The organism is Neptuniibacter sp. (assembly GCF_024231755.1).
GTDB lineage: Bacteria > Pseudomonadota > Gammaproteobacteria > Pseudomonadales > Balneatricaceae > Neptuniibacter.
In genome coordinates this window covers 14,127-31,572 of record NZ_JAAEQH010000258.1, presented here as the reverse complement: position 1 = coordinate 31,572, position 17,446 = coordinate 14,127, and the positions used below count along the sequence as shown (strand labels likewise).

Below are 17,446 nucleotides of genomic sequence, written 5' to 3'. Positions count from 1 at the left end.
AAAATAGGGACTTTTAGCGATGAAGGAGCCTTTGGCTTCTGCTTTTGAACATGATAGATAAGTGGATCAGTTGGCGTATATGGGTAATCGATTGTTAATAACGGTTAAAGGGTTTGATTACAGGTAATCAGCCTCGCTAGACTATGGCTTATATAAGTTTTATAGATGGCACCTCTTTTATATGGCACACGAATCACTTCCTTATATTATTGCTGGCCCAATCATGCGCAGGTTAGAACCAGACCATATGGTGTTATGGTTGGTCACTCGTGAGCCTTTGCAGGCGACACTTAGTCTGTATCAAGGGGATGAGCGCCAGACAGAGATTGAGTGTGCTGAAATGACTCAATCGGTTCAGGTTGGTGAACATGCTTATATTCATCTAATCAATTACCGACCTGAATCCGAGTTGCCCGTTAACGAGTGGCTTGGTTATGACCTGCATTGTACGGTAGATAGCGAAACCAAAAATTTAGGGGAGTTGTTACCTCATCTTCTTTACGATGGAGAATCCCGTCCGGGTTTTGTCCTTAAAACTAAAATCGATCAGATCCTGCATGGTTCCTGCCGTAAACCCCATTATGATTCTGATGATGCTTTACTTCGAGTTGATGAGGTTTTATCTGAGTCTCAGCATAATGTGGCCAAGCGTCCCGCTTTGTTAATGATGTCAGGGGATCAGATCTATGCTGATGATGTTGCAGGGCCAACGCTTTCTGCAATTCATCAGGTCATTAAGTTGCTTGGTTTAGCTCCAGAGATAATTGAAGGCGCGACGGTCAGCAACAGTGAGCAGCTTTATCAGAGTCAATATTGTTACTATCAGCGAGAAGAACTTCTACCGCATACTGAGGCTAATCAAGAGTTAAAAGATCGCTTCTTTGGTGGAGCACGCAAGCCGATCTTTACAGCGGATACTGCGCACAATCATCTGATCACGTTGTCAGAAGTGATCGCTATGTATCTGTTGGTGTGGTCACCGCAGTTGTGGTCATTTATTCGTTTAGGCATCTCCGATGTAGATAACAAGTACACCGATCTCTATCTGGATGAGCAAAAACAGGTAGAAAACTTTGCGGCGGGTTTGGATAAGGTGCAACGTGCTTTAGCCCATCTTCCTGTATATATGATCTTTGATGATCATGATGTGACTGATGACTGGAACCTGACCCGAGGTTGGGAAGAAGCAGCCTATGGGCATCCATTCTCCCGTCGGATTCTGGGCAACGCTTTGATCGGCTACTGGCTCTGTCAGGGCTGGGGTAATGCGCCAGAGAAGTTCCCGGAGCAATGGAATAAACAGCTGGAAAACTCTGATACGTTGGATACTAATCCGCAGCGTAAAGATCTGGTTACACAGATTCTTGAGTTTGAGTCCTGGAGCTATAGTTTGCCCACATCTCCTAAGCTGGTGGTGCTGGATACACGAACTAAACGCTGGTGGTCTGAGAGCAGTATGGCTAAACCATCAGGTTTGATGGATTGGGAAGCCCTGTCGGAACTTCAGCAGGAGTTAATGGGGGAACCTTCAGTGATTCTGGTATCTCCGGCTCCAATATTTGGTATGAAGCTGATTGAAACCGTACAGCGGATCTTCACATTCTTTGGGCAGTCGCTTATGGTGGATGCAGAAAACTGGATGGCCCACGAAGGATCGGCCAATGTGATTCTGAATATCTTCCGTCATCCTAAAACACCGCAAAATTTTGTGATTCTCTCCGGTGATGTGCACTACTCATTTGCATACGATATTAAAATTCGTTTCCGCAAGAACAGCCCGGATATCTGGCAGGTGACCTGTAGCGGATTTAAAAACGAATTCCCGCATAAGCTGCTGCGCCTATTTGATCGCCTTAATCGCTGGCTCTACGGTAGTCGCTCCCCACTAAACTGGTTTACTAAACGTCGCCGTATGCAGATCCGTTCACGCATACCTCAGGGGCACCCCGAGCAGCGTGTCTATAATCGAAGTGCGCTTGGTAAGGTTCTACTTAATGATCAAGGTGAGCCAGAGCAGATCAGTATTCTGCCCGTCGATGGCGGTGAGGTGGTTTTCCCTCATCGAGGAAAGGGACGAAATAGGTGAGATAGTGTATTTCGTCGAAGTTGTCGAGCTTACATGTAAACCTATGCAAGCCGTTGCACATCCACAGAGACATTTAACTCCTGGCTATTGCCTCCGTCGAATATTACCCCACGTAGTGGTGTGACATCTGAGTAGTCCCGTCCCCAGGCCGTGGTGATGTGTTGGTCTGCTGGAATGTTATCGTTGGTCGGATCAAACTCGAACCAGCCTTCACCAGGGGAGTAAACTGCAAACCATGCATGCGACGCATCAGCTCCGATCAGTTTTTCTTCTCCTGGCGGCGGTAACGTTTCCAGGTAACCGCTGACATATCGAGCCGGGTAACCCATTGCTCTTAAACAGCCGATAGCTACATGGGCGAAGTCCTGACAAACGCCGCTTTTTTTCTCTAAAGCTTCATGCAGGGGCGTAGCTACAGTTGTGGAGTTAGGGTCGTATTTGAATTCGTTAAAGATTTTACTGGTTAACTCGCGTACTGCAGACAGCAGTGGGCGGTTGTCGTCAAATAGTTCGGCGGCATACTCTCTGAGTTCAGTGCTAACTTTAATCATCGGTGAGTCGAGCAGGAACTCTTTTGCTTCTATAACTTCTGCAGTATCCGATTGCTCTAAAAGCTGTCTCGCTTGAGAACAGGTATTACCGAGATCCAGATCCACAGAAGCACGTTCCGATTGGGTATCAATTTCAGTGGTGACATCGATAACCAGTTTCTTGTGATGATTTTGCAGAGAGAAATAGAAATAGTTATTGCCAAAATAATCTTCTCGCTGTGAAAAGTAGCTTGGCTTAGGCGTGATATTGACCTGCATTTTCTGGCAGTTCTGGTAATCCGTGCTGCGCGGTAGCAGGTGAGCCTGGTTATAGCAGAGAGAAACAGGGCTGTGATAAAGGTATTCTGTGATATGTCTGATTCGGTAGATCATAGAAATACAATCCCTTGAGTTTCTGCCAGCTGCTGAGGGCCTGACTGGTGGTCAAAGTATTGATCGCTGAGCACGGAAGAGAACTCTTCCACATGAGCGATCACTTCATCGAGCAACTTGTGGAGCTGCATGCGAGATTGAGTGTCGGCGTCATATTTGGCCAGCTCTTCCAGATCCGCTAGTTGGATATCATTCAGCGATTTGATCAGTAGTTTTTCACCCGGGCTCAACCCTGGTTTGAGTGAATCCGGTTGTGGCAGATCTGAGAAATGTGTTTTCAAGCGTTGTAATTGATAAAGGATGGAACGAGGGTTGGTTTCATCCAGCATCAATAGTTCCAGACCATGTGCAACATCGGTATGGGTTCTGTAGCGTCTTCTAAAGGTGATCAGTGCTTCCACGCTCAACAGCACTGTTTCCAGCATCTGCTGTTGTTGAGAGCGGGGTAGCGCTGTTGTTAGTAATAACTGCAATAAGCGGGCTGTTTGCAGAACGCGTTCGCTACGTCGACCGATCTCCTGAAATTTCCAGCCCACACCCTGAAGCATGCTTTCATGGCTTAGGCCAGACATAGCAAGCAGAGTTGTTACTAGTGGATCAAGGGATTCTTCAGGTGCAGAAGGAAGCCCGCTGATATAGGAGCGTTCCAACTCAAACAGGTTATCTCTCAGGTCATTGATGATCCTGTGAGTATCTGCCGAGAGCATCTCTTTAACCTCTTCGGAGCAGGTTAAGAGTGCAAGTAGACTTGATCGAATACTGTTTGAGTTATTGTTATCCAGAATAATATCGATCAGTTCCTGATCGGGATTATTCAGTTTTGCTTCGTCCATAAAGCCCGGTAGGCAATTGGTCTGCTGTGATAACGCTTTAAGCAGTATGTTTTTGGATTGTTCCGGTAGCGGATCAATACCATTCATCTGCATAAATACAGTACGCATCAGACGCATGTTGGACTCAGCTCTTTCTGCGTAGCGTCCCATCCAGAAAAGATTCTCAATCACTCGACTTGGCAGGTTTGTTTCATGTGCCAAATCGGTAATTCCAGTGTGCTCCTCAATTAATGAGGTTTGTTTTTCTGGCTCGGATGCCTGGATCCAGGTGTCTTTGCTTTGTGATCCCGCCTGGTTGGTGACAACGGTATCCTGTTGACTTAAACCAACTCGGGTAAGGCCGCCTGCCATTACGGTATAGGTGCTTTGGTTAGCGACCTGATTGGATACCGTAAAGCTTCTGAAGATGGATGGGCGGGTGATGATCTCTTTATCCTGCCATGCAGGAAGATAGGAAGGCGCAACATAGCTTTGAGCTACAAAATCATGCGGGGTTGCCTCAATACGCGCCAACACTTCAGCTTTACTTTCCTCTGTCAGCAGATGTCCGTAAACACTTGGATTATCTTGCTGACGCATAGCGGGTTTGATGATTAATGAATCAAGATTTGCCTTAATAAAACTAAGATCATCTTTATCACCACACCACCAGGTAGAGACTGATGGAAGTTTTAGCTCTCTGCCAAGGAAATGCTGGCTTATCTGAGGCATATATTTCAGCAACGCTGGCGTTTCCAGAATACCGGATCCGAGAGGATTACTGACTACTACATTGCCAGCACGGATCACTTCGACTAGGCCAGGTATCCCCAAATATGAATCGGATTTCAGCTCAACCGGGTCGCAGTAGATATCGTCAACACGCCTAAGAATGACGTCCACTTTGCTTAAACCATTCAGGGATTTAAGCCACACCGAGCCATCTCGCACGATAAGGTCGCTACCCTGTACAAGGGGATAACCAAGGTAGTTTGATAGATATGTGTGTTCGAAGTAGGTTTCGCTGTATGCGCCTGGTGTAAGAATAACGATTAAAGGGTCGTCTGTTTTATCCTCTGCTAACGAGGAAAGCGTATTTCTCAGAGATTGAAAAAACAGCGATAGCCGGTGTACCTGACTATCACGAAACAGACTGGGTAGAACACGTGACAGTACCGTACGGTTTTCCAACGCATAACCAGCCCCGCTAGGGGATTGAGTACGATCACCAATAATCACTATCCGGCCATCTGAGTCACGCACCATATCAGCAGCATGCAGCGTTAACTGATGTTCACCGGGTAGGGTTATCCCTTGGCACTGACGTAAAAAACCAGGGTGGTTATAGATTATTTCTGGCGGAATGATCGACTGACGAATCAGCTCCCTTGGGCCGTAGATATCTTTAAGAATGAGATTCAGTAGTTCAGCGCGCTCTGTCAGACCTGCTTCGATGATTCCCCATTCTTCACTGGGGATGAGCATCGGGATAGGATCTAGTTCCCAGGTCTTTCTTTCTAACGGGCTGCTGGCCAGATTATATGTGGCGCCATCATCACGCAGAATTCGAGCTGCTTTTTTGTAACGATCCTGAAGGCCGTCATTGCCCAACGCTTGAATGCTGTCGAGCAGATACTGCCAATGCGAACGTGGCTGATTGAGATCAAACGCCTCGTTATAGTGGCCATCGGGGACTGAATAGCCGCTCGATTGCTCTTCCACTATGGTTTGTGATTGATTTTGCACTGACGGACTCATTAGCTGACTTGGATTGCGCACATTATAGCGGCTGTTTAAAGAAAGTCTGCCTTCTATACAGCTACAGGCATATGAATAAAAAAAGCCGCTTAAATGCGGCTTTGGGCATTTATTCTATCCCTGTCGTGCCATCTGGATATCGCTGACTTTACCTGTGGTTAGTGCAGCAGCAGAAACGCTCGGGTTGAATGCAAACCAATTGTCACTGAAATCGTTATGAAGTTCAGAAACACAGATCTGTAGATCATTTAGGTAATCCCGGAATGACTCGTTCAACTGTTCCCCATTATCCAACGGGTAGTGGAGTTGTTTGACCGTTTCGATGCCACGTAAAACATTGGTTGATCTAGGAAGTTTTTCAGCAGCGGTACTCATCTCTTCGATGCAGAACCTCAGTGTTCGAGGGAAGTGGGGATCCTCAAGGAGGAACCGGGCAACTTTTTTCGATTGTACGGCTGTCCTTACTCCACGGCGATAGTTCATATAACCGCTTACAGAACGTAGTACGTTACCCCAAACAACTTGGGCCAGATTGGCCTGTATGCTTTCGTCAGGCTGCAGCATGATTGACGCGCCAGCATCGAGAATGCGTGTGGTCATATCTGCCCGCTCGATATTTCTACCCAGCACGACAAACTGCCATGTTGCATCGCGACTCATAGCACCTTCAAACAGGCCGGTAATCTCCTGGCAACGCTGAATAATAGTGTTCAGGAACTGGTGCCTGTTGGTACGACTGATGCCTTGTTGAATGTGATTTCGTGCATATAGGTCCAGCTCATTAATCTGTTCCCAAGTATCCTGCGGTACAACATCCCTTGTGGTTCGGATGTTCTCTTTCACTTGTTTAAGCGAAGAGAGTAGTGAACCAGGGTTCGTATCATCTGCTAACAGAAACTTAACCACGTTGTGTTCATTCTGGACCTTATAACGTTCGCTAAAGGTTTCAGCATTACTGTTTATGCGGATCAGGTTGTACCAACTGATATTGGTTTTTTTCGGCAGATCGAAAAGTAGGTTGTCATAGACACTGACTAAACGAGCAATATTCTCGACTCGCTCCAGATATCGAGCGCCCCAGTAAATTCTTTCAGCTACGCGAGATAACATCATTATTCAGCCTCCGTATCTACGATCCAGGTGTCTTTACTTCCGCCACCCTGTGATGAGTTCACCACCAGTGAGCCTTTTTTCATTGCGACGCGGGTTAATCCGCCGGTTGTTACATAAGAGTCTTTGCCTTGAAGAATAAAAGGACGCAGATCCAGATGTCGGGGTTCAAGGTTTTGTGGCCCGATCAATGTTGGGGCTGTAGACAGGTTTAGCGTGGGTTGGGCGATATAATTTCGAGGGTTTTCCTGAATGAGTTGAGCAAATTTTGCCTGATCCTTTTTGGTTGAATGCGGTCCCACTAACATCCCATAACCACCAGATTCATTGGCAGGTTTTACAACCAGTTTATCCAGATTGGCTAGCACGTATTCTCTTTGCTCAGGAACTTCACACAGATAAGTGTCCACATTGGAAAGAATCGGTTCCTCATTCAGATAATATTTGATGATTTCTGGGACATAGGCATAAACAACCTTATCATCAGCAACACCGGCGCCTGGTGCATTAGCGATAGCAACATTGCCTTTTTTCCACGCACCTATCAGGCCGGGAACACCTAAAGCAGAATCTTCTCGGAAAACCTCCGGATCGATAAATGCGTCATCAATTCTACGGTAGATGACATCCACGCGTTCCGGACCTGCTATTGTCTTCATGTAGACGCAATCATCTTCTACAAACAGGTCGCTGCCTTCTACAAGCTCGGCTCCCATCTGCTGGGCTAGAAACGCATGTTCAAAATAAGCCGAGTTAAAAATACCAGGGGTTAAGACCACTATCTCCGGCTCTTCGACTTTTCGAGGGGAGAGAGAAGCCAGCATATCGAAAAGCTGCGCGCAGTAATCATCCAGTGGCAGGATATTCTCTTTTTCAAATATCTCCGGTAATACCCGCTTGGTGATCGCTCGGTTTTCGAGCATATAAGATACGCCAGACGGTACGCGTAGGTTGTCCTCGAGAACAAAGAATTTGCCATTTCCATCTCTGACCAGGTCAGTACCACAGATATGCGCCCACACGCCATAAGCTGGGCTTACGCCTTTGCACTCGGGTAGATAGTTGGGTGATTCTTTGATCACATGTTCAGGGACAACGCCATCGCGAATAATGTTTTGATCGTGGTAGAGATCATCTATAAACATATTCAGCGCGCGCAGCCTTTGCTTAAGGCCTTTCTCTGCCTGTTTCCATTCATCAGAAGGAATTGTTCGGGGGATAATATCGAATGGCCAGGCCCTGTCGATATTGCCTTCTTCGGTGTAAACCGTGAATGAAATCCCCATCTCCTGAATAGTCGCTTCTGCCATTTGGCGGCGTTTATCCAGTTCCCCCTGTTCCATTTCAGAGACATGTCGAACCAATTTTTCTGCGGCTTGACGAGCATCCCCTTTTGCAGATATCAGCTCATCGAAATGCGCTTCCGCCTCATACCCATCCCAAATATTCTTCATACCCATTACTTCCTAAGATCTGACCTTTTACATGCGCACTATTGCGGTGCAGCAAGTGCACTCAAGGCTCTACGACCGCCATACCTTGGTGCTCATGGCCATTTTTTGACCGTTGTTTCTATTCATTTTTGACTTATATAGACCTCAGCAAATATCAGGCCATTAAATGAAAAAGGTGGGCTTAGTCTGCTCTGGTGCCCTGTAGCTATGGCATTTAAGTCTGGTTCTTATTTGCTAGGGATATAGCAGGGGAATATGAATTGGCTTAAAGCTTGCTGTCTTTAGATAAAGCGCAACAAAAAAGAGCTTTAACTCTGATCACAATGGGATAAACAGATTTATCTGATCGATTAAAAAATAGCCAAGGTGGGTTCAATTCAGTCATTGGTTCATTTTTTTTAGTTCAGGAATTCTAACCCGACAATCTCTGCGCACAGCTTAGGAGCATAAGGAATGGCAATAAGGGTAGCCTTAAATCATAAGACCAAATATAAGTTTGATCGCAGAACGAGCCTTTTCCCGCATGTTTTGCGTTTAAGGCCAGCGCCGCATTCTCGTACCCATATTCATGGATACTCACTGAAAATAACGCCTGAGAAGCACTTCCTGAACTGGCAGCAGGACCCGTTTGGTAATTATCAGGCTAGACTCGTTTTCCCTGAGAAAACAGATGAACTTAGTATCGAAGTCGAAGTGATTGCAGATATGACTGTGATAAACCCTTTCGATTTCTTTGTTGAGGAATACGCTGAGAAATTCCCATTTAAATATGATGCTCAGCTTAAAAAAGAATTACTGCCTTATCTCAAGTGTACAGAACAAGGCCCCTTGCTGAAAAAGTGGTTAGGTAAGATCGACAAGAAACCAAGGCCCATTAATGACTTTCTTGTCGAGCTAAACCAAAAGCTGGAAAAGCAGATTGAGTACGGCATCCGCATGGAGCCTGGTGTTCAAACCTGTGAGAAAACCTTATCTATCAAAAAGGGTTCCTGTCGAGATACTGCCTGGTTGCTGGTGCAGATTCTACGAAAACTAGGGCTGGCTGCCCGTTTTACATCAGGTTATCTGGTCCAGTTAAAGCCCGATGTGAAGCCTCTTGAGGGACCTGTAGGTGCAGAAGAGGACTTTACTGACCTACACGCCTGGTGTGAGGTTTATATCCCTGGGGCCGGTTGGATTGGTCTTGATCCAACATCCGGTTTGTTTGCTGGTGAAGGCCATATTCCCCTTGCTTGTACTCCTGACCCTGTATCTGCAGCCCCGGTCACAGGCGCTACCAGCCCATGCGAAGTCGAATTTGAGCACGAAAATAAAGTCACTCGTATCCATGAAGATCCGCGGGTGACCAAGCCCTACAGTGATCAGCAATGGCAAGAGATTATGCAACTGGGTGATGCTGTGGATCAGAAGTTGAGTGAGCAGGATGTCCGCCTGACTATGGGGGGGGAACCCACCTTTGTCTCGGTTGATGATATGGAATCAGAGCAGTGGAACACTGAAGCTCTGGGGGCAGATAAGTTAAAGCTGGCTAAGGATCTTCTGCTTCGTCTTAGAGAAGAATATGCCCCAGGTGGATTACTGCATTATGGTCAGGGTAAGTGGTACCCGGGGGAAGAGATTCCCCGTTGGGCACTTGGTTGCTTCTGGCGTGAAGATGGCGAACCTCTTTGGAATAAGCCTTCGTTGTTGGCGAGGGTAGATAAAGATTATGGACACGGCCTTGATGATGCAGAAAAGTTCATTACTCAGCTAAGTAAGAACCTTCAGCTTGATGAAGAATTTGTACTGCCTGCCTATGAAGATGCCCTGTATTTTCTCTGGAAGGAACAGAGCCTGCCCGGCAATGTCGATCCTTTAAAGGCGGATCTGGATAGCGATCTGGAGCGCAAGCGAATAGCTAAACTGCTGCAACGTGGTCTTACCAGTGCGAGTGGATTTATTCTGCCTCTTGCGTGGGATTTTGGCTGCTCTGAGTGGTATTCCTCTCCGTGGCCTATGAAGCGTGAGCAGGTGGTGCTGATCCCGGGGGACTCGCCTATGGGTTTCCGTCTGCCGCTTGATTCGCTACCTTATCAGGTTCCTGAGGAACGTGAACCACAGGTAGAAGCCGACCCGTTTGAGTTTTCCCGGCCATTACCAAAACCGGACTATTTCACTGAGGCAACAGATCAGCTCAGTGAAATGAAACCATCGGATGAGATGAGTAGCCATCGAGCAGAAGTCATTCGTACTGCTCTCTGTGTTGAACCTCGTGATGGTAAATTGTATCTGTTCCTGCCGCCCATCACTTATCTCGAGCATTTCTTACAACTGATTGCCACGATCGAAAAAACTGCTGCAGATCTTGATATGCCGGTAGTGTTGGAAGGGTACGAGCCACCTAAAGACAGCAGACTTAAAAAATTACTGGTAACACCAGATCCTGGGGTAATTGAGGTAAATATACACCCTTCTGAGAGTTGGAGTGAGCTGGTGGATAACACCACTCGTCTTTACCAATCTGCCCACGAATGTCGTCTTGGAACAGAAAAATTTATGTTGGACGGCCGTCATACTGGCACGGGTGGGGGCAATCATATAACTATCGGTGCAAATACTCCGGCTGACAGTCCTCTCCTGCGCCGCCCTGATCTGTTACGTAGCCTGATAACTTACTGGCAACATCATCCAGGTTTGTCGTATGTATTCTCCGGTATGTTTATTGGCCCAACCAGTCAGGCCCCACGAGTTGATGAAGCTCGAGATGAGATGCTTTATGAACTCGAAATTGCCTTTAAGCAGATGCCTGAGGGGATTATCGATCAACCCTGGTTGGTTGATCGGATTCTTCGAAACCTGTTGGTTGATATGACAGGCAATACACATCGAGCTGAGTTCTGTATTGATAAACTCTATGCGCCGGGTAGTGCGAGTGGGCGCCAGGGGTTGCTTGAATTCCGTGGTTTTGAAATGCCGCCACACTCGCGTATGGCGTTGGTACAGGCACTGCTTATTCGTAGTTTGATCGCTCGTTTCTGGGATGAGCCTTACCAAAAACCTTTGGCCCGCTGGGGAACCGAACTACACGATAAATTTATGCTGCCCCATTATGCCTGGGCGGATCTTAAAACTGTCGTGAAGGACCTTCAGGAACATGGTATTCCTTTCCAGTTAGACTGGTTGGCGCCTTTTGAGGAGTTCCGCTATCCGCATTATGGCCGTGTTCAGATCGATAATGTGAATATGGAACTGCGCTGGGCTATTGAACCCTGGCATGTACTGGGTGAAGAGATTGGTAGCTTTGGTACTTCGCGGTATGTGGATTCTTCTGTAGAACGTTTGCAGATTAAGCTTACCGGGCTGGATGAAGGTCGTTATATGGTGACATGTAACGGTCACCGAATCCCACTGCGTAAAACAGGGCGTAATGGTGAATATGTTGCGGGTGTCCGGTACCGGGCATGGCAGCCTCCTTCAGCGCTGCATCCAACGATAGGAATACATACGCCTCTGACCTTTGATTTAGTCGATACCTGGAACGGGCAGAGCATTGGAGGCTGCACCTACCATGTCAGCCATCAGGGTGGACGTAGTTATGATACCTATCCAGTGAATAGCCATGAAGCGGAAGCACGCAGAGTATCGCGTTACGATGAATTCGGGCATACGCCTGGAGACTTTGATGCGACTACCGGTGCTCGGGTGATTAGGGAGTTCTCACCAGATGATAGGCCAGCTAAACCTGCTCCGTTGTGTGATGAGGTTTTCTCTAATGAATATCCGTATACACTGGATCTTAGAAATGTTCCGCAACAAAACTAGCCATTCACCTAACGCATAATGGAATAGTGGGGCAAATCACGAGTTTAAGGTTTGTTGAATGAGTGATGAGCCCCGCTGTGCAGTGCTATCTATGTAGTGATATCTATGCTGAGCAAATTAAAGCGTAGATTAACCGACTACATCCAACTCCCTTTGGCGGAAAGTTGCACCACACTGCTCAGTAATCTCCTTGCACTGAATTACATCTACATCCTCAAGGCCATTGATAGCTGAGACATGTACTTCTGGAATCATCTTACTGGCGCTACTGATAAACGCTTTCACCGCTTCGTAAGAGTTCGGCAGACTTGGTAAGCAGTGTCGCTGGTATACCTCTTCGTTTTGAGCATTCAGGGATACGGAGAGAGCGTCAATACATTCAGCCAGTTCAGGCACTATATCTCGCTTGTGGAAGAGACTGCCCAGGCCATCTGTATTGATACGGGTTTTACCACCTTGTTGTTTTACCCAACTAGCGATCTCTAACAGTGCTTTCAGGCGGATAGTAGGTTCGCCATAACCGCAGAAGACAATCTCATCGTAGCAGGTAGGATCGCCAATTTCCTGAATGATCTGCTTAGGTTCGGGTCTTTTACTAAGAAACAGTTCATGTCCCTTAACTTCAGTTGAGCCGTTATGTTTCGGACAGAACTGGCAGGCAAGAGTGCAGCGATCTGTCAGGTTAATATAGAGGCTGTTACGGATCTGATAGATATAGCTATCTTGATGATCCTTTGGAACAGCTCGTTTAGCTGGATTTGGGCGAATGCCGGGCATGAATAAACTTAAATCAAGTGGGATACAGAATTTGCTAGAAGTCTAGCATCAATCGGCTGTACAGAAGTTGATGGCTATCAAAAAACACACCGGCTTGGGGTGCAAACGCACCCGCTACCGGTATTGAAGGGGGGGACGGTTACCTCACTGCTGTTAAGGCTATGAACTTAAGCAGCAGCTCGACGGGTATTATGTTCAGGGTGTGTTGCAATAAAGTGCTGGAGAACTTTCTGCAACATTTCAGCGTGGGCGTAGTTTCGATCACGCTGCGCTTTCTCAATATCATCCATGATGATCTTTTTAATCTTCTGTTCGCCCTCATGGGTGATCATATAGTGACCCAAGGCCATTGCTATCATTGGGTCCATGTGTTCATGTTCGGCAATTGCGTCAACTTCGTCTGCTGTAAGATCACTTAGCTCTAAGCATTCTTCGTACGTTAACATCTCTCTTCCTCGTGCCATTTAGGCTTATTTTTATCTTTATGTTTTCTTGCGTGTGCTGGCATTTCCGGTGCGCTATCTTCACCGGTAGAGATGAGTGTAGGAGAGTGTTGAACGTTTATCTAATACGAAAGAACGATAAAAATTCACTATGAACAATCACTCATGAAATTTTATTCATGTTGCATTAGCGAAAATTGAGAACGGTTCAAGTAGGTAAATCTAGAATTCATCAGGGCTGTAGCTGTGATGCAGAACAGCAAGTCCAATTTGGTGCATGAAAATTAGAGTAATTTTTTCTTTATATTAATTTCTTTTAGGGAAATTACTTATTTTTATTTAGAGCTGATTATGCATTGTTTTAGTGCGTAACTATTTAATTAACTCTATGTTTTGTAAGGCCTTAAGCAGGTTTTCTTTGCCGACAGGGTTCTTTTGAGTTACCTGTTCACCGGTGGCTGGAAAATGAAAATCCCGTAAACGTGATAACCAGAAGCGCAATGCAGCCGTACGCATCATTACTGGCAATAGATCGGCTTCCATCGGATCTAAAGGGCGGATCTCCTGATAGTGGCTGAGGAGTGTTTGCGCTTTCTGGTTATCAAACTCGGATGTTTGTTCTTCAAAACACCATGCGTTAAGGGTAACGCTCAAGTCATATAAGTAGGGTGTGCTGCAGGCATGGTAAAAGTCGATCAAGCCGGACAACTTATCTTCAACGAACATGGCATTATCTGGGAACAGGTCTGCATGGACTGGTCCACTGGGGAGCGTAGTCCAGTCGATATCACCGGCTTCCATTAGCGCGTGTTGGAGTAGTGTTTGCTTCTCTTTGCAGAGTTTGGGGAATAGCCTGGCTGCGAGTTCAGAACACCACTGCGGAATATGGGTATAGTGCTCCATCTCCATCGAGGAAGAGAGATGGTGGAATTGTGCCAGTGTCTGGCCAATAACTGCAGCCTGATTTTTATTTGGTGTTCCGAGTGGTTCTCCTTCCAGGCAGTTCATCAAAACAGCTGGCTTCTGGTTAAGTAGGCCAAATAGTTGTCCATCATTTAGATGGATCGGTTGGGCGCAGGGCAGGTCATTTGCTGCCAGGTGATCAACCAGATTAAGAATAAACGGTAGTTTCTCTTCTTCAACAGACTCAACCAGAGTCAGTACAAATTTGCCTGTGTCGGTATAGACAAAAAAATTGCTGTTCTCTACCCCAGCAGAGATTCCCTCAAATCTGACCAGATTACCTACAGAGTAATGCTGCAGGTATGTTTCCAGTTCAGAAAAACTAACTGAGGTATAAACCGACATCGCTTAGGGTTCCTTAATGCTTTAAAGAGTGTTGAGATTGAGTGTTCTGTTGCAGCCATTCCCACAGGCTTTCTGCACAGCTTTTGCGTACTAGAATGTCGTAATCCTGCGTCTCTTTTAGTGTCAGGATATTTACTCCTTTAGAAAGGACCTCTTCCGATACGTTCAATTCACTGAACCGACGGGTGTTGGAACTGCTGAGCAGATAGTTAATTGCTGCAGGTGTTAGCTGCGCCGATAGCTGTCCTGATTCGGGCTCATCTAAAGTAAGGTCGCTACCGAAAGTTTCATACAGTGCCTGAGTCACTGATTCATGTGCTCCCGCTGCGGGCAATACCAACCAGCTGTTCTCATTAACCCATAGGATCGCCAATCGCCCCATGCAGGAAATGCGGTTTACCGTCAGTGGTTGAGAAACGCTCATCACTTCACCCAGTGCTATCAGCAACTGTTTATCTGGCTCCGCATCCAGAGCCAGATCACCGATGAAAGGACGTTCTCGTACGATAATACTGTTGATACGGCGATCGTTATCGACCGCCGCCTGCACATTCAGATGTACCAATGTGCCGTAATTCTCAAAGTCGTTTGTCTGTAGGGTGTGCTGCTCAATCGTCATAACGTCAACTCCATTACAGATTAATTACTTGCCAGATTTTTGGCTTGCAGGTCAGCGTGGTATGAAGAGCGAACCATCGGGCCGCTGGCTACATTCTTAAAACCGAGTTCGTAGCCGATCTCTTCGTACTCTTTAAACTCTTCCGGCGTTACATAGCGTTCAACTGCCAGGTGATGTTTACTTGGTTGCAGATACTGACCGATGGTCAGCATATCAACGCCGTTAGCCTGGAGGTCTTTCATTACCTCAATGATCTCTTCTTTGGTCTCACCTAAACCAACCATCAGGCCAGATTTAGTATCAACCCCAGGATGCAGTCGTTTGAACTGATAGAGAAGGTTCAAAGACCAGTGGTAATCCGCCCCAGGACGCACGCTTTCATATAGACGCGGTACAGTTTCCAGATTGTGGTTCAACACATCGGGAATCTGTTGTGAAAGTGCTTCCAGTGCCGGGTCCATTTTTCCTCGGAAATCCGGAACCAGAATCTCAACTTTTAACGAATCGCTGATCAGACGTGCTTCTTTTACAACTTCGGCAAAATGGGAAGCGCCACCATCACGCAGGTCATCACGATCTACCGAGGTGATGACCACATACTTAAGCCCCAGTTTTTTGATGGTAGAGGCCACATTCTTTGGTTCATCTGGGTCTAAAGGCATCGGGCGACCGTGAGCTACGTCACAGAACGGACAACGGCGAGTGCAGATTGCACCCATGATCATCAGTGTTGCTGTTTTGTGGCTGAAACATTCTGCTAGGTTAGGGCAGGAAGCTTCTTCACACACTGTATGTAGTTTCAGATCACGTAGCTGCTGTTTAACCTTCTTAACATTGGCGTTTGAGCGAGCATCGATACGGATCCATTCCGGTTTACGCAGGCGTTCACGTTCCGGGTCTGGCTTATGCCGTAACCGGGACATCTTTGATTCACCTTTGAGTTCTTTTAGTGGAGTAAGTGGAATCAGTTCCATAATCCGTACCTCAAGTTAAAAAGGGAGACCGTTGATCCTACTGATAGAAACGGTCTCCAACTGCCTTATCGACGTAGAGACAATTCGTAAATAATTAAGAGTTAACCGCGGTAGTAACGCTGCTCAATAAATGGAGCGCGGGAAACAACCATTGGCATCTGTTTGCCACGAACCAGTGCAAACAACTCAGTTTCCAGAGCGGAGTACTCAGTTTCCACATAACCCATTGCCACAGGTTTGCCTACGGTTGGACCGAAGCTGCCGCTGGTAACAGTGCCGACTTTTACACCATCGGCATTAACCAGTTCTGCACCTTCTCGGATTGGTGCTTTGCCGGACGCAAGAAGACCTACACGTTTACGCTCGTAGTTCTTGTTAGCGATCTGATCAAGAATCTTTTCCGCGCCAGGGAAACCACCGGCACGTTCACCATCAGCGCGACGGTTCTTACTGATTGCCCAGATCAGGCTACTTTCAATAGGTGTCGTGCTCTGGTCCAGATCGTGACCATACAGACACAGACCTGATTCAAGGCGTAGAGAGTCACGCGCACCCAGGCCGATAAATTCCACTTCTGGCTGTTCCAGGAACAAACGACACAGACGCTCTGCTTCGGCTGCAGGGATAGAGATCTCATAGCCATCTTCACCTGTGTAACCAGAACGGCTTACGAAACAATCAACACCGTCGATTGTGATGTGACGGGAATCCATAAATACCAGCTCATTTACTTCTGGGCAGATACGGGAAAGTGCCTGTGCGGCTGTTGGTCCCTGCAGTGCAACTAGTGCACGATCTTCCAAGACTTCCAGTTCAACGCCTTCACCCAGATTGGCACGCATATGCGCGATGTCCTGCTCTTTACATGCTGCGTTAACCACCACGTACAGATGATCGCCGTAGTTAGTAACCATCAGGTCATCCATAATTCCGCCGTCTTCATTAGTGAATAGGGCGTAGCGCTGTTTTCCTGCTGGTAGATCGATAATGTCTACTGGTACCAGTTTCTCCAGTTCTGCTGCTGCGTTCTCGCCGCGCAGAATTACCTGGCCCATGTGGGATACATCAAACAGGCCAGCCTGATCGCGTGTATGCAGGTGCTCTTTCTTTACACCCAACGGATACTGAACCGGCATTTCAAACCCTGCGAATGGGACCATCTTGCCACCCAGTTCCACATGCAGATCGAATAGAGGTGTTTTGCTCAGTTCTGACATCGTTTTCTCCATTATTCTTATTTCTTGCGCCATTGCTGATGGCGTTGTTGTTCAAAATACAGTTTGTGGAAAAAGCTCAGGGTGCAGCCGGAACCTTTTCGAAAAACAGTATGGGAGTAGAGAGCTGTCGGACCAGCCGTGATGGCACGACAGCAGGGGGAAGC

12 protein-coding genes are annotated in these 17,446 nt (G+C 46.9%); 2 read left to right on the top strand and 10 right to left on the bottom strand.

The features are described 5' to 3' along the window. Positions 1-223 precede the first annotated feature (223 nt). A complete protein-coding gene (locus GY843_RS13900) occupies positions 224-2,086 on the top strand; it encodes an alkaline phosphatase D family protein (RefSeq protein ID WP_297310533.1) in 1,863 nt (620 codons plus the stop codon). Between the two features lie 41 nt (positions 2,087-2,127). Here the strand turns inward: GY843_RS13900 and GY843_RS13895 are convergent, their stop codons facing one another. The 4 genes from GY843_RS13895 to GY843_RS13880 all read right to left on the bottom strand — a co-directional run bounded on the left by GY843_RS13895 (position 2,128) and on the right by GY843_RS13880 (position 8,143). Beyond that, positions 2,128-3,009 (bottom strand): transglutaminase family protein, encoded by an 882-nt coding sequence (locus GY843_RS13895; RefSeq protein ID WP_297310532.1) that lies wholly within the window; start codon positions 3,007-3,009, stop codon positions 2,128-2,130. After that, on the bottom strand, positions 3,006-5,579 hold the full coding sequence (locus tag GY843_RS13890) for a circularly permuted type 2 ATP-grasp protein (protein ID WP_297310531.1): 2,574 nt from the start codon (positions 5,577-5,579) through the stop codon (positions 3,006-3,008). The genes GY843_RS13895 and GY843_RS13890 overlap by 4 nt, the downstream gene beginning before the upstream one ends. A gap of 114 nt (positions 5,580-5,693) precedes the next feature. After that, positions 5,694-6,692, bottom strand: coding sequence for an alpha-E domain-containing protein (locus GY843_RS13885; protein ID WP_297310530.1), 999 nt, complete (start codon positions 6,690-6,692; stop codon positions 5,694-5,696). Continuing rightward, complete coding sequence (locus GY843_RS13880) at positions 6,692-8,143, bottom strand: circularly permuted type 2 ATP-grasp protein (RefSeq protein WP_297310529.1); 1,452 nt, start codon at positions 8,141-8,143, stop codon at positions 6,692-6,694. Before GY843_RS13880 ends, GY843_RS13885 begins: the two co-directional genes overlap by 1 nt. Before the next feature lie 453 nt (positions 8,144-8,596). Between GY843_RS13880 and GY843_RS13875 the strand changes: the two genes are divergently transcribed. Further along, a complete protein-coding gene (locus tag GY843_RS13875; RefSeq protein WP_297310528.1) occupies positions 8,597-11,944 on the top strand; it encodes a DUF2126 domain-containing protein in 3,348 nt (1,115 codons plus the stop codon). A gap of 129 nt (positions 11,945-12,073) precedes the next feature. On the opposite strand, the gene GY843_RS13870 is transcribed toward GY843_RS13875, so the two are convergent. From GY843_RS13870 to gcvT, 6 genes are all read right to left on the bottom strand, one after another. Then, positions 12,074-12,721: a TatD family nuclease-associated radical SAM protein gene (locus tag GY843_RS13870; RefSeq protein WP_297310527.1), complete on the bottom strand. Its 648-nt coding sequence runs from the start codon at positions 12,719-12,721 to the stop codon at positions 12,074-12,076. A gap of 167 nt (positions 12,722-12,888) precedes the next feature. Next, positions 12,889-13,167, bottom strand: coding sequence for a hypothetical protein (locus GY843_RS13865; protein ID WP_297310526.1), 279 nt, complete (start codon positions 13,165-13,167; stop codon positions 12,889-12,891). 369 nt (positions 13,168-13,536) lie between these two features. Further along, positions 13,537-14,472: a homoserine kinase gene (locus GY843_RS13860; RefSeq protein ID WP_297310525.1), complete on the bottom strand. Its 936-nt coding sequence runs from the start codon at positions 14,470-14,472 to the stop codon at positions 13,537-13,539. 13 nt (positions 14,473-14,485) lie between these two features. Beyond that, positions 14,486-15,091: a sarcosine oxidase subunit gamma family protein gene (locus GY843_RS13855; RefSeq protein WP_297310524.1), complete on the bottom strand. Its 606-nt coding sequence runs from the start codon at positions 15,089-15,091 to the stop codon at positions 14,486-14,488. A gap of 20 nt (positions 15,092-15,111) precedes the next feature. After that, a complete protein-coding gene (gene lipA / locus GY843_RS13850) occupies positions 15,112-16,065 on the bottom strand; it encodes a lipoyl synthase (RefSeq protein WP_297310523.1) in 954 nt (317 codons plus the stop codon). Positions 16,066-16,166: 101 nt separating this feature from the next. Continuing rightward, positions 16,167-17,282, bottom strand: a complete 1,116-nt coding sequence (gcvT, locus tag GY843_RS13845) for a glycine cleavage system aminomethyltransferase GcvT (RefSeq protein ID WP_297310522.1) — start codon at positions 17,280-17,282, stop codon at positions 16,167-16,169. Positions 17,283-17,446: the final 164 nt, after the last annotated feature.

Excerpts from the sequence above, each read along its gene's own strand:
- GY843_RS13900 (WP_297310533.1), top strand. The coding sequence starts at position 224 with ATGCGCAGGTTAGAACCAGACCATATGGTGTTATGGTTGGTCACTCGT.
- GY843_RS13895 (WP_297310532.1), bottom strand. The coding sequence starts at position 3,009 with ATGATCTACCGAATCAGACATATCACAGAATACCTTTATCACAGCCCT.
- GY843_RS13890 (WP_297310531.1), bottom strand. The coding sequence starts at position 5,579 with ATGAGTCCGTCAGTGCAAAATCAATCACAAACCATAGTGGAAGAGCAA.
- GY843_RS13885 (WP_297310530.1), bottom strand. The coding sequence starts at position 6,692 with ATGATGTTATCTCGCGTAGCTGAAAGAATTTACTGGGGCGCTCGATAT.
- GY843_RS13880 (WP_297310529.1), bottom strand. The coding sequence starts at position 8,143 with ATGAAGAATATTTGGGATGGGTATGAGGCGGAAGCGCATTTCGATGAG.
- GY843_RS13875 (WP_297310528.1), top strand. The coding sequence starts at position 8,597 with ATGGCAATAAGGGTAGCCTTAAATCATAAGACCAAATATAAGTTTGAT.
- GY843_RS13870 (WP_297310527.1), bottom strand. The coding sequence starts at position 12,721 with ATGCCCGGCATTCGCCCAAATCCAGCTAAACGAGCTGTTCCAAAGGAT.
- GY843_RS13865 (WP_297310526.1), bottom strand. The coding sequence starts at position 13,167 with ATGTTAACGTACGAAGAATGCTTAGAGCTAAGTGATCTTACAGCAGAC.
- GY843_RS13860 (WP_297310525.1), bottom strand. The coding sequence starts at position 14,472 with ATGTCGGTTTATACCTCAGTTAGTTTTTCTGAACTGGAAACATACCTG.
- GY843_RS13855 (WP_297310524.1), bottom strand. The coding sequence starts at position 15,091 with ATGACGATTGAGCAGCACACCCTACAGACAAACGACTTTGAGAATTAC.
- lipA (WP_297310523.1), bottom strand. The coding sequence starts at position 16,065 with ATGGAACTGATTCCACTTACTCCACTAAAAGAACTCAAAGGTGAATCA.
- gcvT (WP_297310522.1), bottom strand. The coding sequence starts at position 17,282 with ATGTCAGAACTGAGCAAAACACCTCTATTCGATCTGCATGTGGAACTG.